The sequence below is a fragment of the Candidatus Spyradosoma sp. SGI.093 genome (assembly GCF_050314555.1).
In the GTDB taxonomy this organism is placed as follows: Bacteria; Verrucomicrobiota; Verrucomicrobiia; order Opitutales; family UBA953; genus Spyradosoma.
On the sequence record NZ_JBNPNH010000002.1, the window covers coordinates 336333 to 363090 of the forward strand.

The 26758-nt window shown below is 65.2% G+C and carries 13 protein-coding genes and 2 tRNA genes; 6 read left to right on the plus strand and 9 right to left on the minus strand.

Annotated elements, in window-relative coordinates; translation table 11 throughout:
- Window positions 1-37: 37 nt before the first annotated feature.
- The 6 genes from ACQREB_RS03465 to ACQREB_RS03490 form a co-directional block, all read right to left on the minus strand.
- Entirely contained in the window at window positions 38-2254 is a 2217-nt protein-coding gene (locus tag ACQREB_RS03465; RefSeq protein ID WP_427765330.1) for an ATP-dependent helicase, read from the minus strand.
- A gap of 25 nt (window positions 2255-2279) precedes the next feature.
- Window positions 2280-2990, minus strand: coding sequence for a hypothetical protein (locus ACQREB_RS03470; protein ID WP_427765333.1), 711 nt, complete (start codon window positions 2988-2990; stop codon window positions 2280-2282).
- Between the two features lie 24 nt (window positions 2991-3014).
- Window positions 3015-3833, minus strand: coding sequence for a serine O-acetyltransferase (cysE, locus tag ACQREB_RS03475; RefSeq protein WP_427765336.1), 819 nt, complete (start codon window positions 3831-3833; stop codon window positions 3015-3017).
- A gap of 143 nt (window positions 3834-3976) precedes the next feature.
- A tRNA-Cys gene (locus ACQREB_RS03480) sits at window positions 3977-4052 on the minus strand.
- A gap of 125 nt (window positions 4053-4177) precedes the next feature.
- Entirely contained in the window at window positions 4178-6421 is a 2244-nt protein-coding gene (locus tag ACQREB_RS03485; protein ID WP_427765338.1) for a M3 family metallopeptidase, read from the minus strand.
- Between the two features lie 102 nt (window positions 6422-6523).
- Window positions 6524-6613, minus strand: a tRNA-Ser gene (locus tag ACQREB_RS03490).
- 251 nt (window positions 6614-6864) lie between these two features.
- On the opposite strand from ACQREB_RS03490, the gene ACQREB_RS03495 reads away from it, so the two are divergent.
- The 3 genes from ACQREB_RS03495 (at window position 6865) to ACQREB_RS03505 (ending at window position 18918) form a co-directional block, all read left to right on the plus strand.
- On the plus strand, window positions 6865-7410 hold the full coding sequence (locus ACQREB_RS03495; RefSeq protein WP_427765341.1) for a methylated-DNA--[protein]-cysteine S-methyltransferase: 546 nt from the start codon (window positions 6865-6867) through the stop codon (window positions 7408-7410).
- Window positions 7411-7472: 62 nt separating this feature from the next.
- Window positions 7473-8489: a UDP-glucose 4-epimerase GalE gene (galE, locus tag ACQREB_RS03500; protein WP_427765343.1), complete on the plus strand. Its 1017-nt coding sequence runs from the start codon at window positions 7473-7475 to the stop codon at window positions 8487-8489.
- A gap of 163 nt (window positions 8490-8652) precedes the next feature.
- Window positions 8653-18918, plus strand: coding sequence for a S6 family peptidase (locus ACQREB_RS03505; protein WP_427765345.1), 10266 nt, complete (start codon window positions 8653-8655; stop codon window positions 18916-18918).
- Between the two features lie 243 nt (window positions 18919-19161).
- Here ACQREB_RS03505 and mfd read toward each other — a convergent pair whose 3' ends face one another.
- Together mfd and ACQREB_RS03515 are read right to left on the minus strand one after the other, a co-directional pair.
- Window positions 19162-22605, minus strand: a complete 3444-nt coding sequence (gene mfd / locus ACQREB_RS03510; protein WP_427765347.1) for a transcription-repair coupling factor — start codon at window positions 22603-22605, stop codon at window positions 19162-19164.
- Between the two features lie 67 nt (window positions 22606-22672).
- The gene (locus ACQREB_RS03515; RefSeq protein ID WP_427765349.1) at window positions 22673-23221 is read right to left on the minus strand and encodes a hypothetical protein; all 549 of its coding nucleotides are present in this window, start codon (window positions 23219-23221) and stop codon (window positions 22673-22675) included.
- A gap of 143 nt (window positions 23222-23364) precedes the next feature.
- On the opposite strand from ACQREB_RS03515, the gene ndk reads away from it, so the two are divergent.
- Together ndk and serS are read left to right on the plus strand one after the other, a co-directional pair.
- Window positions 23365-23787, plus strand: a complete 423-nt coding sequence (gene ndk / locus ACQREB_RS03520; RefSeq protein WP_427765352.1) for a nucleoside-diphosphate kinase — start codon at window positions 23365-23367, stop codon at window positions 23785-23787.
- Between the two features lie 95 nt (window positions 23788-23882).
- Window positions 23883-25160 (plus strand): serine--tRNA ligase, encoded by a 1278-nt coding sequence (gene serS, locus ACQREB_RS03525; protein ID WP_427765355.1) that lies wholly within the window; start codon window positions 23883-23885, stop codon window positions 25158-25160.
- A gap of 76 nt (window positions 25161-25236) precedes the next feature.
- Here serS and ACQREB_RS03530 read toward each other — a convergent pair whose 3' ends face one another.
- Complete coding sequence (locus tag ACQREB_RS03530; RefSeq protein WP_427765357.1) at window positions 25237-26301, minus strand: acyltransferase family protein; 1065 nt, start codon at window positions 26299-26301, stop codon at window positions 25237-25239.
- A 98-nt stretch (window positions 26302-26399) separates the two neighbouring features.
- On the opposite strand from ACQREB_RS03530, the gene ACQREB_RS03535 reads away from it, so the two are divergent.
- Complete coding sequence (locus ACQREB_RS03535; protein ID WP_427765361.1) at window positions 26400-26702, plus strand: helix-turn-helix domain-containing protein; 303 nt, start codon at window positions 26400-26402, stop codon at window positions 26700-26702.
- Window positions 26703-26758 lie beyond the last annotated feature (56 nt).

Below are 26758 nucleotides of genomic sequence, written 5' to 3' on the forward strand. Positions count from 1 at the left end.
GCCTTCGCCCCGCCCGTTTCAACAATCTTCCCGCGCGTCAGAACGGGTCGGCGGAATCGTCGTAGTCGGTTTCCTGAGAGTATTCGTCGCGGAAGGGATGCGGCGGGAGCGCGGCGCGGCCGCCCCGGCGCGGGAATGACGAGCCGGATCGCGCGCCGCTGCTCAGGTAGAGGCGCTCGTAGGTGTCCGGATCAGCCTCGCGGACGAAGCGCGACGCCTCGAGCAGCCCGCCGTCGCCGAAGCTCATGCGGATTTTCGGATAAAGCAGGTAAAGGCGGTCCTTCGCGCGCGTGCACGCCACGTAAAAGAGCCGGCGCTCCTCGTCCACGTCGCCTTCTTCCACGGCGCGCTTGAGCGGGAACATCTCCTCCGCGCAGCCGATCACGAAGACGATCGGGTATTCCAGCCCCTTCGCCTGGTGAATCGTCGAGAGGCGGATCATCGGGCGTTCCCGCGAATCGGCGTCCACGTCTTTGCGGTTCGTCTCGGAATTGAGCAGCGCGAGCTGTGCGAGCAGATCGTCGAGCGAGTCGAATTTTTCCGCGAAGCCGACGAGGCTCTGCAGGTCGTCGAGGCGTTCCCGCCAGTCGGCGTAGACTTTTTTGATGAAGTCGCCGTACCACGAGTCCAGCCCGATGCGGACGATCTCGGCGGGCGTTCCCGTGACGCTCGCGGCGGCGGGAACGTCGCGCGCGTCCGCGTCCGCCTCGGCGGCGGCTTTTTCCGCGAGCGAGAAAAGGTCTTCCGTCTCCGCGGAATCGTCTTCGGAGGCGGCTCCGGCGGCGTCGAAGGCGTTCCCGCGCAGGGATTCGTCCATGTCCTGCAGAGAGATCACGAAGTCGGAATAATCGTCGCGCGCGGGCTCGGGAATCTTCTTCAGCACGGCGTCGTCGAGCAGCGCATCGAAAATCCGGATACGTTTTTTCTCCGCGATCCTGTTCGCCGCCTCGAGCGTCTTCGCCGCGGTGCGCGGGCCGACCTTCTCCATCAGCGCGAGCAGGCGCGCGAAGGCGACGCCGTCGGCGGGATTCGTCAGAAAGCGCAGAATCGCGACGAAATCGCGCACGTGCGCCTGCTGGAAAAACTGAATGCCGCTCGTGATGAGGAACGGGATGCCCGCGCGCGTGAGCTCGAGCTCGAGCTCCTTCGCGTGCATGTGCGCGCGGTAGAGCACGGCGACGTCGTTCGGCGAATAGCCTTCGTCCTCGACGAGCGAGGCGATGCGGCGGATGACGGTGCGCGCCTGGTCGTAGGCGTCGAGCGTCGCGACGAGCGCGGGCTTTCTGCCGTCCTCGCGCGTGGCGCGGAGCGTCTTGGAGAAGCCGAGCGACTCCTCCCGCGCGCTCAGAATCGAGTTCGCGAAATCGAGAATCTGCGGCGTGGAGCGGTAGTTGATCTCGATCTTGCGCAGCACCATTCCCGCGTAGGTCTCGGGGAAGCGCGTGATGTTCTCGTAATTCGCGCCGCGCCAGGTGTAGATGCACTGCGCGTCGTCGCCGACGGCGGTCAGGTGATTTTCGTCGGAAACGAGCCGGCGGATGATCTCCGCCTGCAGCGTGTTCGTGTCCTGAAATTCGTCGACGAGGATGTGGCGGAAGCGCTTCTGCAGGCGTTCCCGCACGTCGGGATGATCGTCGAGGAGCTCGAGAAAAAGCTCCAGCAGGTCGTCGAAGTCGCAGAGATTCTGCTCACGCTTCGCCTGCGCGTAGGCTTCGAGATACTGCGGCACGACGCGGTCCGCGCCCGCGACCCAACCCATGCGGTCTTCGACGACGTCGGCGAGCGGCAGGCGCGTGTTGCGCGCGTAGCTGATCAGGTCGAAGATCACGCGCGGCTTGGGAGCGTTTTTTCCTTTGAGAAATTCGGCGTTCACGTGCCGGCAGACTTTGCCGAAGAGCGTGTCCGCGTCGCCCGCGTCGAGAATCGTGTAGTCGCGTTTCCGCCCGACGAGCTCGGCGTTCGCGCGGAGAATGCGCTGGCCGATGCTGTGGAACGTGCCGCCCCAGAATTCGGAACGCGGCACGCCCGTCAGCGCCTCGACGCGCTCGAGCATTTCCGTCGCCGCCTTGTTCGTGAACGTCAGCAGCAGAATGCGCCACGGCGCGACGCCCTGCTCCAGCAGCCACGCGACGCGGTAGGTGAGCGTGCGCGTCTTGCCCGATCCCGCGCCCGCGAGCACGAGCGAAAAGCGTTCCCGCGACGTGACGGCGGCGAGCTGGTCGTCGTTGAGTTCGGCTCTGAAATCGATCGGCATGGCGGCGGTCTTCTCCGGCGGAAGATTATTCGTCGGCGCCTTCCTCTTCGCGCGCGTCGCGGATGATGCGCAGGCAGAGCTCCCGCAGGTCGAAGAGCGCGCGGCGGACGTCCGCGAAGAGCGCCTCGGAACCGCGCTTCGGAGCCCCGCGGCGCAGGGGGCGCTTTTCCCGCGCCTTCGCGCGGCGCTGCACCTGGTCGAGATCGCCGAGAAGCACGTTCCAACGCGCGAGCGCGCGCTTCATGTGCAGCTTCGCCGCGCCGTATTCCCGCGCCGAAAGCGCGTCCACGGCGAGCAGCATCGCCTCCTGCAACGCGCCGATTCCGGAAAAGAGCCTGAAAATGCGGACCAGGCGGGCGAATTCGCTCGGCGGGGTCGTTTCGGAAAAAATCGCCGTCAGGCGGCGACGCGCGAACATCGCGACCGCGCGCACGGCGACGACCTCCGTCGTGTTCAGCAGCGAATAGACGGGAGGCGGGGGCGGCGCGAAATCCTCGCGCTTCGCGTCGGGCTTCTCTTCGTCGCCGTCGAGCTGCCAGCCCATGGCGAGCGCGCACTGGTCGAGCCTGTCCTCGCCGTCGGCGACGCGCAGCCTCGCGTAAAGCTCGGCGAAACGCAGCGTCTCCGCGTCCGCGCGGTCGATGAATTCCGCCCACTGCGCTTCCGTGCAGTGGATTTCGGAAGAACCGCCGTCGTCGGAAGCGCCCTCGGAACTGCTTTCAAAATCTTTCTTCATTCGGGAAAATTCCTTTCTCGCCCTTCAGCAGGGAAGCCGGTGATTCATGTCGAGGCAGGGTTCCGCCTCGGTCGCCTCGCCGACGATCTTCGCGGGAACGCCCGCCACGGTCGCGTGCGCGGGAACGTCCTCGAGCACGACCGAGCCCGCGCCGACCTTGGCGCAGAGCCCGATCTCGATGTTCCCGAGAATCTTCGCGCCCGCGCCGATGAGCACGCCGGAGCGCACCTTCGGGTGGCGGTCGCCGCGCGTCTTGCCCGTGCCGCCGAGCGTCACCGCGTGCAGAATCGAAACGTTGTTCTCCACGACGGCGGTCTCGCCGGCGACGAAGCCCGTCGCGTGGTCGAGCAGAATGCCGCAGCCGAACTTCGCCGCCGGATGAATGTCCACGGCGAGCTTTTCGGAAGTCATGCTCTGAATGAAATGCGCGACGTCGCGGCGCGAATGCTCCCAGAAATAGTGCGCGACGCGGTGCGCGGAAAGCGCGAGAAATCCCTTGAACCACAAAAACGGCATGAGCACGGATTCGCACGCGGGATCGCGGTCGCGCACGGCGCGGATGTCGTTCTGGCAGAAGACGGCGATTTTCGGATCGCCCGCGAACGCCTCCAGCGAAAGCGATTCGAGCGCGGAGTATTCCTCTTCCGTCGAAGCGAGCTTGCGGGCGATGCGCGCGCTCATCGCCGAGGCGAAATTCGGTCGGCACAGCACGGACGCGGCGAGCGCCGCGGCGAGCAGGGGCTCGCTCTGCGCCATTTCCCGCGCGCGTTCCCGCATCTCCGCCCACAGCGAGATGTTTTCGTCGATCCGCTCGACGGCGGCGATGTCGATGACGTCGTTCATGTGAAAAATTCCGAAGATTAAAATGTCCGCGCCGTTCCCGCGCCATGATAAAAAACCCGCAATGAGGGAAAGGAGGAACCTCATTGCGGGTGACCCGAACGAGGTCGGGTTCTTCTTTATGTTGGATTGGGAGAAAAACGCTTTGGAGGTGTGGGGCGGATTCGAACCGCCGCATAGTGGTTTTGCAAACCACGGCCTTAACCACTTGGCTACCACACCAAAAAGTTATGTGGTCGAGAATGGACTTTTCCCGCCCTTCCCGCAAGCAAAAAATCTCCGCGAGCGCAAAAAAAACGCCCGCCGTCCGCGGAGAGCGCGGGAACGGCGGGCGTTTCGGGGAGGCGTCACTTTTCGGCGATGCCGTAGATCACGTTGATGGCGTTCCAGTCCGGATCGCGGCCGACGAAATCGCGGAAGAGCACGTCCGCGTCCTCGGAGTCGCCCTTCGCGAGAATCTTTTCGCGGTAAGGCTTGCCCTTGGAGAAGTCGATCGTGCCGTCGGGCTTCTTGAACGTCAGGAACGCGTCCGCTTCGAGCGCTTCCGCCCACTTGTAGGAATAGTAGCCGGAGGCGTAGGCGACGGGCGCGCGGAAGATGTGCGTGAGGCGGTTCAGAATCGAGTTCGCCGGCGTCTTCGTCCGCCACGCGGCGGCGAGGCCGAGCTCGACCGCGACGTCGTTGATGTTCTTGCCCGCGAGCAGCTTCGCGTTGCGGTGGATGTAGAGGTCCGAAATCGCGAAGCCGAGCTGGCGCGCCTGCGAATACGCGGCGTGGAAGTTGCGCGCGCGCAGCATCGCGTCGATCATCGGCTGCGGGAGCGTCTCGCCCGTCTTGTAGTGCTTGGCGAAGCGCTTCAGCACTTCGGGCTCCCAGGTCCAGTTTTCGTTGAGCTGCGAGGGGAATTCGACGAAGTCCCACGCGACGCTCGTGCCGTTGAGCGCGGCGACTTCCGTGTTCCCGAGCAGGTGGTGGAGCAGATGGCCGAATTCATGGTAGATCGTCTCCACGTCGTAATGCGTGAGCAGCGCGGGTTCGTCGCCCACGGGCGCAGTCATGTTCCCGCAGACGAGCCCGAAATTCGGCGTGCCCTTCGCGCGGTCGCCGACGGAGAACGGGTGCATCCACGCGCCCGCGCGCTTCGACGCGCGCGGATACCAGTCGGTGTAGAAGACGCCGATGCGCGCCTTCGTCTCCGCGTCGCGGATTTCGTAGAACTTCACTTCCGGGTGCCAGACTTCGACCGTTCCCGCGGGAACGGAGGCGCCGGAGCCGAGCTCGACGAACGCCGTCGGCGTTTCCGAAATCTCGATGCCGTAGAGCTCTTCGAAGAAGCGGAACATGCCGTCCATCACGCGCGGCATCGAAAGGTAGGGCTTGAGCGCGTTCGAATCGAAATCGTAGCGCGCCTTGCGCATCTTTTCCGACCAGTAGGCGATCTCCCACGGCTCGAAGTCGCCGCCGTCGTAGCCGGCGTCCGCGGAGGCGCGGAAGTCCTTGAGCTCGCGGTATTCGCGCTCCAGAGCCGGGCGCGTCGTCTCATAAAGATTCACGGCGAAGTTGTAGGCGGTCTCGCCGTTCTTCGCCATGCGGCGCTTCAGAATGAGATCGGAGAAATCCTTTTCGCCGAGAATCTCCGCCTCGCGCTGGCGCAGCTCCAGGACGCGCTTCATGATTTCGGCGTTGTCGTATTGCCCGCCGACGCAGAGCGAATTCGAGGCTTCCCAGAGCTCCTTGCGCAGCGCGGCGTCGTCGAGATACGTCATCGCGGGCGAAAGCGAAGGCGCCTGCAGCGTGAACAGCCACGCGGGCTTGTCGTCGCTCGCCTTGCCCGCCTTCCTGGCGGCTTCGAGCGCGGCGGCGCGGTTCGTTTCCGGCAGGCCGGCGAGGCGCGCCTCGTCCGTCACGAGCAGCGAAAACGCGTTCGTCGCGTCGAGCACGTTCTGCGAAAACCGCTGCGTGATCGTGGTCAGCTCCTTGTTGAGCTCCATCAGCTCCGCCTTCTTTTCCGGAGGCAGATCGGCGCCGCCGTCGCGAAAACCGTCCATGAGCTTCTTGAGATAGCGCGCCTTCTGCGGCGAAAGGTTTTTCGCGTCCGCCGTCTCCGAGTAGGCCTTCAGCGTCGCCCAGAGCTTTTCGTTGAGCCCGATCGAGGTCTCGAACTCCGAAAGCAGCGGGAGCGCTTCGCCGTACGCGGCGCGGAAGTCGTCGTCCATGCGCACGGATTCGATGTGCGAAAGCAGATTGCCGACGAAGTCGAAGCGCGCGTACGCCTTCATGTAAGCGTCCACGACGTTGTCGTAGGTCAGTTTTTCCGGCGGGAGCGCGCAGATCGCGTCGATTTCGGCGCGCGCGCGCTCGATCGCCGCGACGGAATCCGGCACGACGCGGTCGGCGGTGAGTTCCGACCAGCGGATTTCGTGGCCTTCCTGCAGGAAGCCCCTGCCCGCCTCGGCGGCGGGAACGGCGGCCGCCGCGGAAACGTCGGCGTCCGTCTGCTCGGCGGCGGGAGCGCATTTGTCGCAGGAACACGCCGTCGTCAGAAACGACAACAGCGCGAGCGAGGAAATGAGAACAGCTGATTTCTTCATAATGATTGAGCCCGTCAGTCTAACGCGCGAAAAAAATCCGGGCAAGGGAGAATCCGCGCCGCGGGAACACAAAAAATCCCGTCCTGGCGAGGACGGGAAAAATGGCGGAGAGAGAGGGATTCGAACCCTCGGTGGACTTGCGCCCACACAGCATTTCCAGTGCTGCACAATCGGCCACTCTGTCATCTCTCCGTAAGCCGAAAATTTAGTGGAGCAGGAAATCCTTTTTCCGCCCGCAAGTCAACTTAAATTTGAAACGCTTTCGAAAATCGCGAAAACCGCCCGCTCGCGGAAAGGCGAACGCGAAGAAGGGATTTGCCGCGGCGGCGGGAACGCCTTTTGATTGTCGGCATGGGCGCTTTTTCCGTTCTGTTTTTTCTCGTCGCCGTCGCGCTTTTCCTGATCGGGCTCGCCTACCGCGGAAAACCGGAAAGGGGGCGACGATGATTTCTTCGGTCTCCTGCGCTTCGCCGCTCGGCGGGATGCTGCTCGCGGCGGACGGCGGCGCGCTCGTCGGCGCGTGGTTTTTCGGACAGCGTTTCTTCGCGGAACCGTTCGCGGGAACGCTCGTTCCCGGCGACGCGGACGCGCCCGTCTTCGCGTCGGCGCGCGCGTGGCTCGACGCGTATTTCCGCGGCGGGAATCCGCCCGCGTCCGCGCTCCCGCCGCTCGCTCCGCGCGGCACGCCCTTCAGGCTCGCCGTGTGGCGCGCGCTGCGCGACGTTCCTTTCGGCGAGACGCGCGCCTACGGGGAAATCGCCCGCGCGCTCGGGCTCGGCGCGTCGGCGGCTCGCGCCGTGGGCGGCGCAGTCGCGCGCAACCCGCTTTCCGTCTTCGTTCCCTGCCACCGCGTCGTCGGCGCGGACGGCTCGGCGACGGGCTACGCGGGCGGTCTCCCGCGCAAGCGCGCCCTGCTCGCGCTCGAATCCCGCGCCGCGAAAGCGTTCCCGCCGAAAATAGGCTTGTCGCCGGGAGCGCCCGCGGCGTAAAATTCGCGCTCGTTCCCGCATCGGGGACTCGTTTTTCCAACAACCTCAAAAAAGAAAGCATCATGAAAATTCTCGTCACCGGCGGCGCCGGATACATCGGCACCCACACCGTCATCGAACTGCTCCAGGCGGGCTACGACATCACGATCGTCGACAACCTCTACAATTCCCAGGAAGAGGCCGTGAAGCGCGGCGCCGAGCTCGCGGGACGCACGCCCGAGTTCTACAAGGTCGATCTGCTCGACTACGCGGCGCTCGAAGAAGTCTTCAAGAAGTCGAAGTTCGACGCGGTCATTCATTTCGCGGGTCTCAAGGCCGTCGGCGAATCCGTCTCCAAGCCGCTTTTCTACTATCACAACAACATGACGGGCACGTTCAACCTGCTCGACCTGATGAAGAAATACGGCTGCCGCAACATCGTGTTCTCCTCGTCGGCGACGGTTTACGGCATGCCCGAAAAAGTGCCGCTGGACGAAAGCTGCTCCACGGGCGCGCTCAATCCCTACGGCGCGACGAAGCTCTTCCTCGAGCGCGTCATTTCCGACGTCAAGGCGGCGGAGCCGGATCTCGGCGTCGTGCTGCTGCGCTACTTCAACCCGGTCGGCGCGCACCCGTCGGGACGCATCGGCGAAAACCCGAACGGCATTCCGAACAATCTCATGCCCTACATCGCGCAGGTCGCCGTCGGCCGCCTGCCGTTCGTGCGCGTCTTCGGGAACGACTACCCGACGAAGGACGGCACGGGCGTGCGCGACTACATCCACGTCGTGGACCTCGCGCGCGGGCACCTCGCCGCGCTCAAGAAGCTCGAACAGACGCCGGGCGAAATCTACACCGTCAACCTCGGCACGGGAACGGGCTATTCCGTGCTCGACATGATCCGCGCCTTCTCGAAGGCGTGCGGCAAGGAAATCCCCTACCAGATCGCGCCGCGCCGCCCGGGCGACGCTCCCGAGTGCTACGCCGACCCGACCTACGCCAAGGAACTCCTCGGCTGGACGGCGACGCACACGCTCGACGACATGTGCGCTTCCTCCTGGAAGTGGCAGTCGATGAACCCGAACGGCTACGAAGCCTGAGTCTTCGCCTCGTCGCGAAACGAAGCGTTCCCGCGGATTCCGCGCGGGAACGCTTTTTTTTGTTCCCGTCCGCGTGAAGCGACGGGATTTTCCGCGAAAAAACTCTTGCGGGAAAACGAAAAAATCGGCGAAAATCCGGCAAGCTTCACCCTTTTCCCGCAAGATGAAATTCCCCAAGTTTCCCCTGTTTTCACGCCGCGCGCTGACGGTCGCGGCGAGCGTTTCCGTCGCCGCGTTCGCCGCCGCGACCGCCGTCGAAGCCGGCACGATCCGGCACGACTACGCGCTGGCGCTCTACAAGGATTTCGCGACGAACTCCGGCATGTTCGCCGCCGGCGCGACCAATGTGCAGTATTACCACACGGACGGCTCGGCGGGCGGCACCATCGCCGTCATGCCCAACCTGAGCGGCTTTCTTTACTATCACGGCAGAGCCGGCGGCTATTCCAGTGCGGCGGGCATCACCGCGAGCGGCGGCAACGGCGGCGCCGGGCTCATCGCTCCGCAGTACTTCGCTTCCGCCTTTCACGTGGGCATTCCCACCTCGGGCGCGACCATCACGTTCTTTCCCGGCACCGGCAAGGCGATAAACTCCTACGTCGGCGCGGGCTACGACGAACACGGCTACGACCAGATTCTCGTCCGCCTCGACAAGATCGTCACCGAAACGACCTACAACCCGCTCGCGACGGATTCCGCCTTCATCCGCTCGCTTTCGAGCGGGAGCGTGGACGTCTATCGCCTCGGCACGGGAAAGCCCTTCGTCGCCGGCGAGAACGGCGGACTCACGCTACTGAGCCAGGACGGCATTCCGATCGGCGGCGTCGCCCGCATCACCAACGTCAACGAAAACTTCAAGTGGACGGGCAACAACCGCATCGTCATGCGGCTCTACAAGAGCGACACGAACATGCTCGGCACCGCGGCGGAAGGCGGCGACAGCGGCAGCCCGCTCTACGCCTACAACGCGGACACGCGCCGCTTCGAATACGTCGGCACGGCGAGCACGGCGGCGGCTCAGGTCGGCTATTTCGGCAACTACACCAACTTCGAATACAATCCCTCCGCCTACCTGCAGAGCATGGCGGCATTCGACTCCGACCACGTCTCCGTCGCGGACGCGGGCGGCGTGATTTCCTGGGACGGCGCGAACCTTTCCCGCGGCGACGAGACCTGGAATTATCACGGGCGCACGAACGGCTGCGCGACGAACGTGGAGACGCGCGGCATCGTCTTCGACAACGCGGGCGCGGGAACACAGGAAATCCGCCTCGCGCAGGCGATCGATCTCGGCGCGGGCTCCGTCACCGTGAACTCGGGCAGCTTCCTGCTCAGCTCCGACGTCGAGGGAACGACGAGCTTCAAAAGCGCCGGCTTCATCGTGAACGCGGGCGCGACGCTGACGACGACCTTCTCCGGCGCGGCGGGAACGGAATGGCGCAAGGTCGGCGAAGGCGATCTCGTCATCCAGGGCTCGGGAAATCACGAAATCGCGCTGAACGTCGGCGGCGGCGTGCAGCAGTTCGACGAAAATCTGAATCAGCTCTACCTCGGCGAAGTGCGTCTCGACCGCGAAGGCGGCTACGCGGCGAAGACGATCCGGCTCAGCGCGGGCGTCGCGAAGATCGTCCTCATGCGCGATGGGCAGATCAACGGCGCGAGCTCGTTCACCTTCGGCATCGGCGGCGGTCTGCTCAATCTGAACGGACAGGATCTTTCCTGGAACGTCATCAACCACACGGACTCCGGCGCGAAATTCGGCAACTTCAAGCTCGACGACGCGACGGAGGCGCCCGCCGACTCGACCTTCACCTACACGGGCTCGGGGACGTTCAAGGGCGGCTTCATCGACGGGAACGGCGAACTTTCCTCCTACGATTCCGAGACGCAGTCTTGGAATAGGGGGGGGGGTAATGGAAATCTGAAAGTCGTCTACGCCGCGGCAAATTCCGCCTCGACCTGGACGCTCACGGGAACGTCCAAAAACGCGGGCGGCTTCGAGGTGAACTCGGGCACGCTCGTGCTTCAGGGCGCGAACACCGCGCACGCCACCTACAGCGATTCCGGCGACTGGACTTACGCGATTCTGGAGACGCCGGGCGGCGTGACCGTCAACGACGGCGCGACGTTCCGCCTCTCGCATCACGCGCTGATGACGGCGGACGTGACCGTGAACGCCGGCGTCTTCGAGATGACCGACACGGTGAAGGCCGCCTCGGAATCGATTTCCGGCGGGCGGCGCGAAGACGTGACGGGCATCCGCAGTCTGCGCGGGAACGTCTCGCTCGCGTCCGCGGACGCGACGATGAAGGTCAACACTACGACGAAGAGCGTCGCGCTCCATTACGACGGCGCGATTTCCGGCGCGGGCAATTTCGAAAAACTCGGCGCGGGCAAGCTCGTGCTCGGCGGCGCGAACACGTTTTCGGGCACAAAGACCATCACGGCGGGCATGATCGAATTTTCCACCTTCGACGCGATGGGCGACACGACGACGGAAAAATGGAACATCGGCGCGGGCGGCGCGCTGATGGTCACCGGCGAGGGCGCGGCGGCGCTGGACAAAATCAGCGGCGATTCCGCGGGCGTGCTCGCGCTCGACGCGGACGTCGCGGGAACGCTCGATCTTTCCGGACACCAAAACCTCTTCATCGGCGCGGCGGCGGGAAAGACGATCAATTACGGCGCGGCGGACCTCACGCTCGCGACGAACGACGCCGGCGAATGGCGTCTCGGCGGCGGAGGCGGCACGCTGAACGTGCTCTACAAGCTCACGGGAACGGGAACGCTCATCGTCGGCAACGAAGTTTCGAACGGCACCGTCTATCTCGCGAACGCGAACAACGATTTTTCCGGCAGCATCGTCATCGGCGGCTTCAACAATTTTCTCGACTACGTGAGCCTCGACGCGCTCGGGAACGCGACCTTCGCCGTCGAGTACGGGAACGCGATGGGCATCGGCGACGGCAGCTCCGCCAAGATGATGAACGCGCTGAGCACGACGTCCGCGGGCGTCGCCGCGCTTTCGGAAAATTCCTCCGCAGCGATCGATTTTTCGGGCAGAAAGCTCGCGCTCGGCGCGGCCACGGGCGAAACCGTGCGCTATGCGGGAACGCTCACGCCGCACGCGGACGGCTACCGCTTCGGCGGCAACGGCATGCTGATTCTCGACACGCGGCTTTCCGATTCGGCGAACATTTTCATCGACGCGCAGGGCATGAGCGGCGGGCGTATCATCTTCGCGCAGGAAGATTCCGGCTTCACGGGCGCGGTCACGGCGGGCGCGAAGCTCGACGCGAGTTCGTCCGTGTCCGATTCCGGCGCGATCGTCGTCGGCTTCGAAAACGGCAAGGCGCTCGCGAACGCGTCCTCGTTCACGCTGAACAAGGGCGCGGTGCTCGACGTCGGCGGCGCGGACGTCGAACTGCGCAACGTGACGGTCAACAGCGGCTCCGCCATCAAGAACCTCGGCACGGAGCGCCGCACCTTCACCATCACCTACGACGGAAATACGAGCTGGCTCAACGGCACCTTCGGCAGCGGCAGCACGGCGGCGATCGACTTCGTCAAAAAAGGCGCGGGAACGCTCACGCTCGGTCACAACAACGCGTTCATCGGCACGATGACCGTCGCCGAAGGCACGATTTCCGGCTATTCGAAGCTCGCGGGCGATTCGTCGTTCGGCGGCGCGAACAACCGTCTCGTCGTCGATAAGAACGGCACGCTGAAGGCGACGCTTTACGGAACGTTCTTAGAGCGCTACAACGAAAATGCATACATCGGCGCCTCGTCGAAAAACAACCAATGGGACCAGTTCACGTTCGCGAACACGCGGCTGTTCCAGACCGTCACGGGAACGGGAACGCTCGTGCTGAACGCGGCGCAGCAGTCTTACAAAGGCGCAAGCTCCTCGCGCATGATTATGGGACTTTCCCAGACCGAACAGTTCGAAGGCACGGTGAAAGTCGCCGGGCAGACGCGCCTCATCGTCGGCGACAAGATCAGGGGCATGAGCAACGCGCACGCGCTCGACAAGGCGACGATCGTCGTCGAAGCCGGCTCGCAGGCGCGCGTCACCAACCGCCTTCAGAACGACGTCGCGAACAACGCCTTCCAGGAATCGTACGCGGACTACGTCATCAGCGGCACGGGATTCACCGCCTACGACCGAACTCCCGGTTACGGGACTTCGACAAAGAAGGGATTCATCGGTTACGCGGCGGACTTCGGCAAACAGACTGGCGCGCTTTCCGTCGATTGCGGCTCGATCGTTTACGGGAACGTCACGCTCGCGGCGAACGCGACCATCGCGTCGCATTCTTCGGCGGAACAGTCGCCGGACCCTCTTTACAAAATTCGCGCCTACGGCACGGGCGTCTACTACGGCGGCACGATCCGCGGCGCGATTCTCGGCGGCGCGGACAAGACGCTGACGCTCGGCGGCAACGAATCGCTGACGTTCCAGGCGGACGCCGCGAGCGACTACGGCGACCTCGTCATCGCGAACGGGAACGGTTCGCTCAGCGACAAATTCGCGCTGCGCGTGAACGGCGGAGCGTACCGGAGCACGACTTCGACGGCGCTCGGCGGCGGCACGGTCACGCTGAACGCGGGGCTGATTCTGCGCTTCGGGAACACGGAAAAGGCGGGCAACGACGTCGTTTACACCTACGGGAACGCGTTTTCGCTCGGCGGCGGCTCGAAGCTCGAATCGAACTGGAACACGACGCGGCTCACGGGCGCGGTGACGCTCGCGGGAACGTCCGCGACGCTGGCGACGCGCAACGGCAGCGCGCTGCGGCTCGAAGGCGGGCTCGTCGGCGACTCGACGAAGACGGCGAACGTCGCGGCGGGCTCGCACGTCGCGCTGGGCGGGAACGCGGCGAACGCGTTCGCGGGCACGCTCGCGACGGGCGCGGGAACGTCGCTCACGCTGCTCGACGGCGCGGCGGAAGGCGGAATCGCCTCGACCGCGCGGATCGCGTTCACGGATTCGCTCACGCTTTCGCTCGAAGGCGCACGGCAGTTCACGCTCGCCTCGATCGTCGGCACGGCGGACGCCGCGGAATCGACCGCGCTCGATCTGCACTACGACTTCACTTCCGGCACGGGCGGCAGCTCGCTTTCGGCGGGAACGCTGACGAGCGACGCGCTGAACGTCTTCATCGACCTGAACTCGACGGAAACGCTGACGAGCGGCAGCTACACCCTGCTCTCCGGCGGCGCGGCGGACGGGCTGGCGAACTACACGCTCGCGACGCGGAACGACCGCCTTTCGCTCAAGCTCGAAAACGGCGCGCTCGTGCTCACCGTCGACGCGGACGGCCGCCTCGTCTGGAAACGGCAGGACGGCAACGCCGCGTGGGACACGACGACGGTGCACTGGAATTCGGAAAAGGCGGGCGACGTCGCGTTCGCGGCGGGCGACTCCGTGATCTTCGACGCGACGGGCGTCGCCGCGGGCAATTCCGCCGCGAACCGCGAAAGCGTGACGCTCGCGTCGGAGACGACGGTCGGTGCGGTTCTCGTGCGCGACGCGTTCTACACGTTCTCGGGCGCGGGGAAACTTTCCGGCGAAAACGCCTCGCTGAACGTCGCGGCGAACGGTTCGCTGCGGCTTGAGACCTCCGGCAACGCGTTCGCGCAGGGCGCGACGGTGCAGGACGGCGGCACGCTCGCGCTCGCCGCGAACGGCGCGCTGACGGACACCGCGCTTTCGCTGAAGAGCACGGGAACGCTCGCGCTCGAAGCCTCGGGCGCGCTCGCGGGAACGACGACGGTCGTCTTCGACGGCGGCACGCTCCGCTACGGCGCGGACGCGGCGGCGGGCGACGTCTCCGCCTTCCTCCGCGCGGGAACGGACTCGGTGAAGCTCGACCTGAACGGGAACGCGGACGTCGCGCTCGCGAATCTTTCCGCGCTTTCCTCGACGAAGACGGCGACGATCGCGCTGAGCAATTCCGCCTACGACGCGGAAACGGGCGCGGGCGCCGCGAGCGCGACGCTCGGCGCGGCGGGAAGCGCCTACGAGACGGCGGCGGGCAGCGCGCTCGAAATCGGCGCGGGCGTCGCCGCGACGCACGTCGGCAAAGGCACGCTCGGCACGCTCTCGGGCGCGGGCGACTACACTTTCGACGGGAGTGCGGGCGCGCTGACCATCGCCGACATGACGGGCTTCACGGGAACGGCGGCAATCGTGAACAACACGAATAACCTCACCGTCACGAACAAATCCGCGGGAACGAAGTGGCGCCTCGCCGGCACGCTGGTCGGCGGCATCAATTTCAACGACTTCGCGGCGGCGGACGCGACGCTCTCCTTTGAGGGCCTGAACCTCTCCTGGGTGCCGCACAGCAAGACTTTCGCTCAAAATCTCGTGCTCACGAACGGCGCGGACGGCTACGGCGTCATGTTCAGCGACGGCTCCGGAGACAAAACGACGACCTACACGGGCACGGTCACGGGCGACGGGCTCTTCCTCGTCACGCGTTCGAGCGATAAGGCGACGACGAACGACAAGATCAAGTTCACGGGCGACCTTTCCGGCTTCGCGGGCGGCTTCGAATCCCGCGCGGAGGCGGGCGGCGCGATCGCCTTCGGCTACGTTTTCTCCGACGACGGCGGCGCGACGATCTACGCGGACAACGCCCGCGCGCTCGGCACGGGAGGAATCACGCTCGCGGGAACGGCGGAACTGAATTTCGCCGCGGACCACGGCGTCGCGAACGCGTTTTCCGGCACGGGCGCGGTGACGAAGACCGGCGCGGGCGCGCTTTCGCTTTCCGGCGACTGGAGCCGCTACGCGGGAACGCTGACCGTCGGCAAAGACGCGGGCGGGCTCACGCTTTCCGGCGCGGATCAGCATCTCGCGGGAACGTACGCCGTCGCCGACGCGCTGCGCGTGACGGGCACGGCGACCTTCGACGCGGGCGCGACCGTGAGCTTCGGCTCGCTCTCCGTCGCGCAGGGCGGCTCGCTGAGCATGAGCGGCGGCGTGACGCTCGCCGCGCGCGCGGGCGAGGAAGCCGCGACGCTCGGCGCAGGCGCGACGCTCTCGCACAGCGCGATCGTCGGCGCGACGACGGACGACGCTTCTTCCGAGCTCGCGAACGCCTCGGCGACCTTCTCGGGAACGCGGGAAGGCGGATTCGCGCTCACGAACGTCGCGCTGGAAAACACCGAAGTCGTCGCGCAAAACTCCGCCGCGCTCACGCTGACGGACGTCGCACTCCGCGACAATTCCAGGCTGACGGTGAAGGACACGGCGTCGGCGACGCTCGCGGGCGCGTTCGCCTCGCTCGGCGAAATTTCCGTCGAAAGCGGCGGCACGCTCACGATCGCGGGAACGGCGAATCTGTTCACGATCGGCACGAGCGAAGCGCTGCCCGTGCTCGCGACGACCGCCGGCAGCGTCGTCTTCGGCGACGGCATGTTCCTCCGCCTGCAGAGCGAGGACGGCTCGCCCGATTTCGGCGAAAGCGGCGTGACCGTGCAGCTCTTCAAGGTGCTCGAAGGCGCGACGTTCTCGGGCGACATCAGCGCCGAAAAAATTTCGTGGAACGGCGCCGCGCTCGGCGAACGCACGACCTTCAGTTTCGACCAAAACGCGGGAACGCTCAGCTTCTCCGGCTCTTCCGCCTACAATCTGACCTGGAACGGCGGCGCGGAGGGAACGTGGAACAAGACGGACGAAACCGCCTTCACCATCGACGGCACCGAGGGCACGCCGACGCGCTTCTACGACCGCGACGCCGTCACCTTCGCGACCGCGGACGCGCGCGTGACGCTCGGCGCCGTGATCGACGCGAGCGCCGTCGCCGTGCAGGAAAACCTCACGCTGAGCGCGGACGCGACGAACACGTTCCATGCGGACTCCATCGTGATCGACGCCGGAAAGACGCTGACGCTCGAAGGCGCCGCGACCGCGGAAAAGGCGGGCGCCTACTCCTGGGAGGCGCTCACGCTCGCGGACGCGTCCTCCGTGCTCGACCTGGGCGCCGTCGGCGGCGAGAATGCGAAACACGTCGCGCCGGGCAACGTCTTCGGCACGGGAACGGTCAAAGTCTCCTTCAATTCGGGAAAGGAGGCCTACAAAAGCACGCTGCGCCTCGGCTCGGGCTTCGCGGGAACGGCCTACGTCACGGCGGGGAATGTCGACGTCTCCGCTTCGGACATCGGCGGCGGTTCCTATCGCCTCGCCGACGGCGTGAACGTGCAGGCGGCGGGAAATTCGACGACGGTCTTCGCCGGCGCCTTCACCTTCGAAGGCACGACGGATTTCCACACCAACGGCGGCTCGACCTTCACCGTGAACGGCGGGCTCTTCGGCTCCCGCCTCGACAAGAACGGCAGCGGCACGCTCGTCGTCGCGGGCGAAACGCGGCTCGACGCGTTCACCGCCGAAGCCGGAGGCGGCACGACAAACTTTGACGGCAAGACGAGCATCACGACGGTCGGAATCGCGAACGGCACGACGAACTTCAACGCGGCGACGAGCATCTCGGCGGCTGACATCAAGAACGGCACGACGAATTTCAACGCGGCGACGACGCTGGGCACGGTTTCGCTCTCGGCGGGAACGCTGAATTTCGGTGCGAACTCCGTCGCGGAAATCGAAACGCTCGCTCAGACGGGCGGCACGCTCACGATCGCGGGAACGGCTAACGTCGGCGCGCTCGCGCTTTCGAACAGTGTGACGCTCTCGCTGACGAACTCCGCGCAGGACAAGGCGGTTTCGCTCGGCGTGGTCTCGCTCGCCGACGGCGCGACGGGAACGCTGAAGGTCATGAACAACAGCAAGAACCTGAGCCTCGCCTCGCTGAGCGGCGCGGCGGGAACGAAGCTCGTGCTCGACGGCAACGCGAGCACCATGCGCATCACGAACGTGATCTTGGGCGACGGCACGGCGGCGGCGCAGACGGGCGCCTTCGCGGGAACGCTCGAAGCGAAAGTGACGGCGGGCAACGCCAGCACACGCAAACTCGCCGTCATTCTCAACGGCGCGGACCTGTCCGCGACGACGGTGACGTTCGGCGCGAACAGCGGCGCGGCGGGCAGCGGCGCCAACGTGAAGCAGCTCGGCCTGGGGCTGAAGGTCGATTCCGTGATCGCGGGGCTGAACAGCGACGCCGGAATGGGCATGGGCACCAAGGTCTTCGCGCTGAACGCGGCCTCGACGCCCTCGAACGGCACCGAAAATTTCGCTTCGGGGACGGAAGCGCGCGCGCTGGAAATCCGCACGGCGGCGAACGCGACGCACACGTTCTGCGGCGAAGTGCTCTCGAACGTGAACGTCAAGGTGACGGGCGCGGGAACGCAGATCTTCAAGGGAGGATTCGCCGCGGGCTCGTCGCTGACGCTGGACTCCGGCACGGCGACCTTCGCCGCGACCGCCGCGGGCGCGTTCGCCGGAAATCTCACGATCAACGGCGGCACGTTCAACGTGAGCAACGCCGGCGGGGTCAACGCGGAAACGCTCCTCAGCACCGGTACGAGCGAAATCACGATCAACGGCGGCGCGCTGAACTTCGTTTCCTCGCGCTGGACGATTCAGTCCGGAATCAAACTCACGCTCGCGGGCGGCTCCGTGACGGGAACCGGAATCGGCGACGGAAGCGGCACGCTGGACTTTTATCAGAGCACGACCGTGGACGTCCGCGCGAAGGCGGGCGCGACGGCGGAAAATCCGACCGTCTCGACGATTTCTTCGCCCGTGCGCTATCGCAACTACAGCACGACGACCTACGACGTCGAAGCGGGCGCGAAGCTCGTCCACTCCGGTGAGATAATGAAAGGCAACTACGCCGGAATAATCACGAAGACGGGCGCGGGCGAAATGCTCATCTCCGGCTCGATCGTGAACGAAACGACGATCGATCTCGACGAAGGGGTGACGACGATTTCCGGCGCGGTGAACGGCGGTACGATCAACGTGAACGGCGGCACGGCGACGCTTTCGTCCGGAACGTTCAACGCGAGCCTGAAGGTCGCGAGCGGCGCGGAGCTGCGCGCGGGCGCGGCGGTTTCGCTGACGACGGCGGCGCAGACGCTGAAGCTCTACGTCTCCGACGCGCAGAAGGGCGAATCGGGCGCGGCGCTCGTCACCTCCGCGGACGGCGGGCGCGTGACGGTCTCCGGCGACGCGAAGGTTTACGTGGACATTTCCGCGCTGACGCTTGCGGCGTCCGCCGAAAATTCCGAAAGCGTCACGCTGCGCATCGCTTCGGAAACGGCGCTCATGGCGAGCGAAGGCACGTTCGAAGTCGGCTGGTGGGAAGGAGAGGCGTGGAGGCGCTTCGAGGGCATTTACGACTACAGCGCCGACATGGGGCTGCTGACGGTCGCGATTCCGGAGCCTTCGGCGTTCGGTCTGCTCGCCGGTCTCGCGGCGCTCGCACTCGCGGGAACGCGACGCAGAAAGAGGCGTTGAGGATTGCCGATTTATGGCGACAAGCAACAAGAGCAGCAAACAATGGATAATGGATAGTTGATAACTGATAATTATCCACTATCCATTATCAGTTATCCGTTATTCTTGTCACCTGTCACAGCTTTTGTCACCGGAAACCTGTCACTCTCAGAAGTTTAGGAGTGGAGGAGTTTAAGAGTTTAGGAGTAATTACCTTTTCAACTCCTCAACTTTTTAAACTCCTCAACGGCTGCTCAGCCGCCTTCACAGCCGCTTCATCAGGGCGCGGAGTTCGCGGAGGCGCTTCAGCGGGTCGAGCGATTCCAGGCGCGGGAAATTCACGCCCACGCGCAGGTATTCGCCGTTGCGGCGGCGCGCCTTGACGACGCCCGCCTCCGTCGTCAGATCGACGACGCCGCGCTCCTCGGCGAGACAGCGCAGCTCGGCGATTTCGCAGAACGCGCGCGCCTCCGGCGGCAGTTTCCCGAAACGGTCCTCCATCGACTCGGCGACTTCGCGGACCTCCTCCGGCGTTCCCGCGAGCGCGAGCCGGCGGAAGACGTCGATGCGCACGCGCACGTCCGCCACGTAGTCGGCGGGAACGGTCGCGACGATTTCCGCGCCCTTGTATTTTTCGTTCTGGGAGTCCTTGAGAATCTGGTAATCGGTGCGCGCGTCCTTGGCGCCGGATTCCGGCGTCTGCGCGTAGTGCACGAAGTCCAGATTGATTTCCGCGCGGAAGATGCGAATCGGCTTTTCGCCCTTGAGCGCGGCGACGCTCTGGCGCAGCAGACGGCAGTAGAGCTCGAAGCCCACGCCGGCGATGTGCCCGCTCTGCCGCAGGCCGAGAATGTTGCCCGCGCCGCGCAGCTCGAGATCGCGCATCGCGATGCGGAAGCCCGCGCCGAGCTGGTTGAACTGGCGCATCGCCGCGAGGCGTTTCCGCGCGGCGTCCACGACGGAACGGTGCCGGTGCAGCAGCAGATACGCGTACGCCTGGCGGTTGAAGCGCCCGACGCGCCCGCGCAGCTGGTAGAGCTGGCCGAGCCCGAAGCGGTCCGCCGCCTCGATGATGATCGTGTTGCAGTTCGGAATGTCCAGCCCGGTCTCGATGATCGTCGTGCACACGAGCACGTCGAACGTTCCCGCGACGAAGTCCGTCATCACGCGCTCGAGCTCGCGCTCGTCCATCTGCCCGTGTCCGACGGCGATCTTCGCCTCGGGAACGAGCCGCCCCAGCAGCTCCGCCACCTGGTGAATCGTGTCCACGCGGTTGTGCAGATAAAACACCTGCCCGCCGCGCCCGAGCTCGTGCAGAATCGCGTCCTTGACGAGCTTCGCGTCGTAGGTGCGCACGACGGTGCGGATCGGCAGGCGTTCCCGCGGCGCGGTTTCGATGACGCTCAGGTCGCGCGCGCCCATCAGCGCGAGGTAGAGCGTGCGCGGAATCGGCGTCGCGCTCATCGCGAGCACGTCCACGTCCGTGCGCAGCCGCTTGATCTTTTCCTTCTGCTTCACGCCGAAGCGGTGTTCCTCGTCGATGACGAGCAGACCGAGCCTTTTGAACTTCACGGACGCCGCGAGCAGCGCGTGCGTGCCGACGACGACGTCGAGCTCGCCGCGTTCGAGCTGGCCGCGGATCTCGCGCTGCTGCTTCGGCGAACGGAAGCGCGAAAGCATTTCGACGGAAACGGGATAATGCGCGAAGCGGTCGCGGAACGTGTTGAAATGCTGCTGCGCGAGCACGGTCGTCGGCGCGAGCACGGCGACCTGGCGCCCGCTCAGTACCGCCTTGAACGCGGCGCGGATCGCGACTTCCGTCTTGCCGAAGCCGACGTCGCCGCAGATGAGGCGGTCCATCGGCGACGGGCGTTCCATGTCCTTCTTCGTCTCGGCGATCGCGCGCGCCTGGTCGGGCGTCTCCGCGAACGGGAACGCCTTTTCGAACTCGCGCATCCACGGCAGCTCGTCGTCGGGCAGCGCGGCGAATCCGGGGCGCGTCGTGCGCGTCGCCTGCACGTCGAGCAGCTCCGCGGCGAAATCGAGCGTCGCCTTTTCCGCGGCGCGGCGCGTCTTTTCCCAGGCGTTCCCGCCGATTTTTCCGAGCTTCGGCAGCGCCTTGCGCAGCCCGACGTAGCGCGAAATCAGATGCGCCTCGCGGAAAGGCACGCAGAGCGTCACCTTGTTCTCGAACTCGAGCGCGAGCATCTCCTCCTTCGCGCCGCCCGCGCGCTCGAACGCGCGGATGCCGCGGAAGACGCAGACGCCGTGCTGCAGGTGGACGAGATAATCGCCGTCCGCGAGCTCGTTGAAGTCGAGCAGCTGTTCGACCTGCGCCTTGTTCGGGAGCAGACGGCGGCGCACCTGCGCGACGCGGCGGCGATGCCTGCCGAAGATTTCGCGCTCCGTCGCGACGACGAGAGGCGCCCGCGACGACGCGGCGGGAACGGCGCCCCGTCCGTCGGAGGAAGCGGCAGGAAGGGAACAGACAGGAATGTCTGTTCTCCCTTGGAAGGAAGCGACAGGAATGTCTGTTCTCCCCTGCCCGAACGCGAGGCGGAAGCCCGCGCTCACGTTCCCGCGGAAGATTTCCGGCGCGAAACGCTTCGCGACCGTTCCCGCGCGACGCTCCTCGTCGAGGATTTCGCGCAGGCGTTCCTCCGCGCCCTCGCTTTCGCAGACGACGCAGACGCGCTCGCCCGCCTTCGCCCAGCCGTCGAGAAAAAGCAGCACGCGCCGCCGCAGCTCCTCCGCCTCGGCGAGCCGCTCGACGCCGAGCGCGGACGCGGAAAATTCCCCGTACGCGAGCTCCTCGAGGTCCTGCGTTTCGAGCGTCTCCGCCGCCGCGCCGGGAAAGGCGTCCGCGAGCCACGCCGGAATTTCGTCGAACGCGGAAAATCCGGCGACGCCGAAACCGCGTTCCCGCGCCGCGCTCAGCAGCTCTTCCGGCGGCGCGCCCGCGAAGGCTTCCGCCTCGGCGAAAATCAGCCGCGTTCCCGCGGGAAAATAATCCGCCGGCGTTCCCGCGCGCGGCGCCTCGTCCGCGGACGCGAGCGCGCCGGAGGCGACGGCGACGGATTCGAGCCGGCGCAGCGTGCGCTGCGTCGTCGGGTCGAACTCGCGGATCGCCTCGACCTCGTCGCCGAAGAAATCCACGCGCACGGGCGCGGACGCGTTCAGCGGATAGACGTCGATGAGCCCGCCGCGCACGGAGAACTGCCCCGGCGCCTCGCACAGCGCCTCGTTGTCGTAATTGAATTCCGACGACAATTTTTCGCGCAGCGCGTCCATGGAGAATTTTTCGCCGACGCGCAGAACGAGCTCCCGCGCGGCGAACGCGTCGGGCGCGGGAACGGGGCGGCGCAGCGCCTCCGGCGTGCACGCGAGCAGCACGCGCTCGCCCGGGCGCGCGTTCTTCAGCGTCGCGAGCGCCGCGAGCAGATCGCATTCGTTCTCGAAGCTCGCCGCGCCGACGGATTCGTCCGTCATGCGCGGAAGCCCGCAGACCGTGAAGCCGCCTCCGGCGCCGTCGGAAAAATTCGCGGCGAAGAACGCGGCGTCCTCGGCGAGCACTTCCGCGCGCCCGAGATGCGCGGCGACGACGACGGCAAGCGGCGCGTCCCCGCGCGCGAGCTCGGAAACGACGAATCCCGCCGACGCCGCGTTGACGCCGGAGAGAAAACGGAAATCCTTCGCCGCGCCGCTCATCGCGAAGCCTCGGCGTCCGGACGGAATTTTCGCCGCCGGATTTTCCGCGGGAACGGGGACGGCGCGCTCACGCGGCGGGCGTTTCCGCGGGAGCCGCCTCCGCCGCCGCGGGTTCCGGGACGGGCGCGGGAGCCGCCGCGGGGGGCGGGAGAGTTTCCGGCGCCGCTTCCGCCGCGGGCTTCTCCGGAGCGGCGGGAACGGGAACGGCGGCCGTCGCGAAGACGAGCTTGAAGGATTCCGCCAGCTTCAGCGGAACGCCCTTCTCGAAATCGAACGAAAAATTGCGCGCCTCGTCCGTCGCCCCGACGAGCCCGCGGCGGGAACGCCCGATCTCCGCGCCCGTGCGGTCGAACGCCTGCAGCATGACGGCGCCCGAGAACGGCCGCGCGAAACGCACGTAGAGCGTCGCGCCCGAATCGTTTCTCGCGACGAGCACGCGGTCCACGAACGCGCCCGCGTCGCGGATTTCGTCCGCGACGTAGATCGGCCGCACGACGGAGTCTTCGATGGAGGCCGTCGTCCGCAGCATCGGCGCGGAAAAATACCAGGCGCCGGCGGCGAAGCCGGCTCCGACGAGAATCACGACGGCGAGGACGGAGAGAAGGGTCTTTTTCATGGTGCGCGCATTTTCCCCCGCCCGTCCGCGAAAGTAAACGGAAAAACGCTCCCGCGCGGCGGCGGCGGAACGCGCGCGGGCGAAAATTCTGTTGCGGGGGCGGGCGCGAAGGAGTTTCCTTTCACGCACTGTTTTTTAATTTTATGATTCAGAAGACTCTCATCATCCTGAAGCCCGACTGCATGGAAAAGAATCTCGCGGGAACGGTGCTCGCGCGCTTCGAGGCGGCGGGCCTCTCGCTCGCGGCGAGCAAAATGATCCGGCTCGACGACGCGCTCGTGCGCAGCCACTACGCGCACCTCACGGAAAAGCCGTTTTTCGGATTTCTCTCGAACTGGATGAAGTCGCGCCCGGTCGTCGTCGCGGTGGTCCGCGGCGAGAACGCGATCGACAAAGTGCGCGAACTGCTCGGGCCGACGAAGTCCGCAGACGCTCCCGCGGGAACGATACGCGGCGATTTCGGCGACAAGGAAATCATCACCTACAACGTCTGCCACGCCTCCGACGGCGAAGCGTCCGCCGCCGCGGAAATCGCGCGCTTCTTCAAGCCCGAGGAGGTCTTCTGAAGACAGGCGACGAAAGAACGCCGGCAGATCGCCGCAGCCCCTTTAAGCTTTAAGCCTTAACCTTTAACCTTTTTTAATCTTCAATCGTTTTCAAAATGCTGGACATCAAATTTTTCCGTGAAAACATCGACATGATCCGCGCGCGTCTCGCGACGAAGAAGTTCGACGTGGATTTCGACGCGATTCTCGCGTGCGACGCCAGGCGCCGCGCGCTCGTCGGCGAGTTCGAGGCCGCGCGCTCCGCGCAGAACGCCGCGAACAAGGAAATGGCGGCGATGAAGAAAGGCTCGCCCGAATTTCTCGCCAAGGTCGGCGAAATGAAGGCGCTTTCCGCGAAGACGAAGGAGCTCGAAAAGCAGGTCGCCGAAGTCGAGGAAGAATGGCGCAGGCTCTATCTCACCGTGCCGAACATTCCCGACGAAAGCGTTCCCGTGGGCAAGAACGAGAACGACAACGTCGTCGCGGGAACGTGGGGCGATCCCGCGCAGCTCGTTTCGCCGAACGCCGTCGCGCACTGGGAACTGCCCTGGTTCGAAAAGGCGATCGACTTCAAGCGCGGCGTCAAGGTCACGGGAGCGGGCTTCCCGTTCTACGTCGGCGACATGGCGCGGCTGCTGCGCGCGCTGATTCAGTTCTGCCTCGACGAGGCGCACGCCGCCGGCTACGAGGAAGTCATGGCGCCGATCATGGTCAATCCCGCGTCGGCGACCGCGACCGGCCAGCTGCCCGACAAGGAAGGCCAGATGTACTACGCGCCGCAGGACGACTTTTACATGATTCCCACGGCGGAAGTGCCCGTCACGAATTTCTTCCGCGACGAAATCATCGACGAGCGCGACCTGCCGATCCGCCGCTGCGCCTACACGCCGTGCTTCCGCCGCGAGGCGGGCAGCTGGGGCGCGAACGTACGCGGGCTCAATCGACTGCACCAGTTCGACAAGGTCGAGCTCGTCAAGTGGGTACACCCGCAGCATTCGTTCGAGGAGCTCGAAACGCTCAAGGACGACGCCGCGCGCCTGCTGCAGAAGCTCGGCCTGCCCTACCGCGTGCTGCTCATCTGCTCCGGCGACATCGGGTTCCCGCACGCGAAGCAGTACGACCTCGAAGTCTTCGCGGGCGGTCAGAAGCGCTGGCTCGAAGTGTCGAGCTGCTCGTGCTTCACGGACTTCCAGGCGCGCCGCGCCGGCATCCGCTACCGCCCGAAAGACGGCGGCAAGGCGGAGACCGTGCACACGCTCAACGGCTCCGGGCTCGGGCTCCCGCGCGTGCTCGCGGCGATTCTCGAAAACAACGTTCAGCCCGACGGCACCGTCCGCGTTCCCGAAGCGCTCCGCAAATACTACGGCAAGGACGTCATCGGCGACGCGTACTGAAAACGCCGCCGCGCGGGAACGCTCCCGCCGCGAACGAAAAAAGGACAGGTCCCGCGCCTGTCCTTTTTTCGCGCCCTCAGCGGCCGCCGGTGAGAAAACGCAGCGACCACGGGAACGCCCGCCGCAGAATCCGATACACGCCGAGGCAGACGGCGATGCTCACGATTCCGCACGAAAAATAATAAACGAGCCATTGCGCGTTCCCCTCGCCGAAGCCGCCGAAAATCAAAAACTTCAGCGCGCGATTCACGACGACGAAGCAAAACGTGTGTGCCGCGAAAACGAAAAACGCGCCGTTTTCGAGAAATTCCCGCCGCTTGAAAATCCCGCGCTCCACGGCGACCGCCGTCAGACCGACAGCCGCCGCGCAGCCGAAGAGAATCCCGAAATTGTGCGCGATCGGATTCCACGCCTGAAAGTCCTTGATGCAGAACCAGTCCCAAAAGGCCACGGGAACGTAAACCGCCGTCAGCGGGAACGCGTAACGCCGGCAGACCGCGACAAAATCGATTTTCTCCAACGCGAGCGTCGATCCGATGAGGAAGAAGAAAATCGAAGTCGTCCCGATCCCTCCCTTAATCAGAAAATTTTGATCGATTGCGCCGCGCGCGAAAACCACGACGCCGAGCGCAAGCACGGGAACGAAGGAAAAACGCTTCACGAGCCGATAAATCAGCGGAGCGGCGACGCAACAGACCATCAGCTCGCGAATGAACCAAAACGGAAAATTGACGCCTCCCGCGAAAAACGGACGAAGCAGATCTTTCGCGGTCGGAATTTCGCCGCGCAGAACGACGTGAATCGCCAGCCAATACGCGAGCGCGAAACACGCCCAAGTCAGATACGGGACGAGCAGCGTTCCCGCGCGGGAACGCAGTTTTTTGAAACAAATTTCCCGCGACCATGCGCTCCCGCGAAAGAACAGAAATCCGGAAATGACGAAAAACAGCGGGACGGCGACGCGCGCGAAAACGTTCGTAATCAGTTTTTCCATCTCGAACGCCCAAGAAAAATCCGCCGTCGCCTTCGGCACGTGAATGAACACCACGAGAACGATGAGCGGGAAGCGCAGCCACGCGATGGTTTCTGAGAGAAGCGTTTCCGCCGTCGCGACGGAAACGTTTTTTTCGAGTGCATTCATGGTGCGCGACACTATCAATCGTAAGGTGCTACGGCAAGCGTTTTGCACGACCGTTCACGAGGTGAACAAAATATCGAAAACACCGCACAATTGGTGGAGTGGAACACCTCTATTCAATTTCGGAGCGTCTGAAGCTCCTCCGCGCGCATTCCGGACTGACGCAGGAGGAGTTCGCCGAGCACGCCGGGATGAGCTACAAGTTTTATCAGCAGATCGAATCCGGAAGAAAAAAGCTGATCCGCATCGACACGATCCAGCGCCTCGCGGAAGCCTACGGCATCGAGCTTTGGGAATTTTTTCATCCGAAGCTCCCGAAAATTTCGCTGACGGTGAAGAAGCGCATCAATTCCTCTCCGCACAACCGCCGCCGAGAGAAAAAATCCCCGCTGCTCGCGAAGTGACGTCTCGAGCCAGCGCGTTTTCGGGCGTTCCTTCGCTTGACCTTCCCGCCGCGGGA

Excerpts from the sequence above, each read along its gene's own strand:
- ACQREB_RS03465 (WP_427765330.1), bottom strand. The coding sequence starts at position 2,254 with ATGCCGATCGATTTCAGAGCCGAACTCAACGACGACCAGCTCGCCGCC.
- ACQREB_RS03470 (WP_427765333.1), bottom strand. The coding sequence starts at position 2,990 with ATGAAGAAAGATTTTGAAAGCAGTTCCGAGGGCGCTTCCGACGACGGC.
- cysE (WP_427765336.1), bottom strand. The coding sequence starts at position 3,833 with ATGAACGACGTCATCGACATCGCCGCCGTCGAGCGGATCGACGAAAAC.
- ACQREB_RS03485 (WP_427765338.1), bottom strand. The coding sequence starts at position 6,421 with ATGAAGAAATCAGCTGTTCTCATTTCCTCGCTCGCGCTGTTGTCGTTT.
- ACQREB_RS03495 (WP_427765341.1), top strand. The coding sequence starts at position 6,865 with ATGATTTCTTCGGTCTCCTGCGCTTCGCCGCTCGGCGGGATGCTGCTC.
- galE (WP_427765343.1), top strand. The coding sequence starts at position 7,473 with ATGAAAATTCTCGTCACCGGCGGCGCCGGATACATCGGCACCCACACC.
- ACQREB_RS03505 (WP_427765345.1), top strand. The coding sequence starts at position 8,653 with ATGAAATTCCCCAAGTTTCCCCTGTTTTCACGCCGCGCGCTGACGGTC.
- mfd (WP_427765347.1), bottom strand. The coding sequence starts at position 22,605 with ATGAGCGGCGCGGCGAAGGATTTCCGTTTTCTCTCCGGCGTCAACGCG.
- ACQREB_RS03515 (WP_427765349.1), bottom strand. The coding sequence starts at position 23,221 with ATGAAAAAGACCCTTCTCTCCGTCCTCGCCGTCGTGATTCTCGTCGGA.
- ndk (WP_427765352.1), top strand. The coding sequence starts at position 23,365 with ATGATTCAGAAGACTCTCATCATCCTGAAGCCCGACTGCATGGAAAAG.
- serS (WP_427765355.1), top strand. The coding sequence starts at position 23,883 with ATGCTGGACATCAAATTTTTCCGTGAAAACATCGACATGATCCGCGCG.
- ACQREB_RS03530 (WP_427765357.1), bottom strand. The coding sequence starts at position 26,301 with ATGAATGCACTCGAAAAAAACGTTTCCGTCGCGACGGCGGAAACGCTT.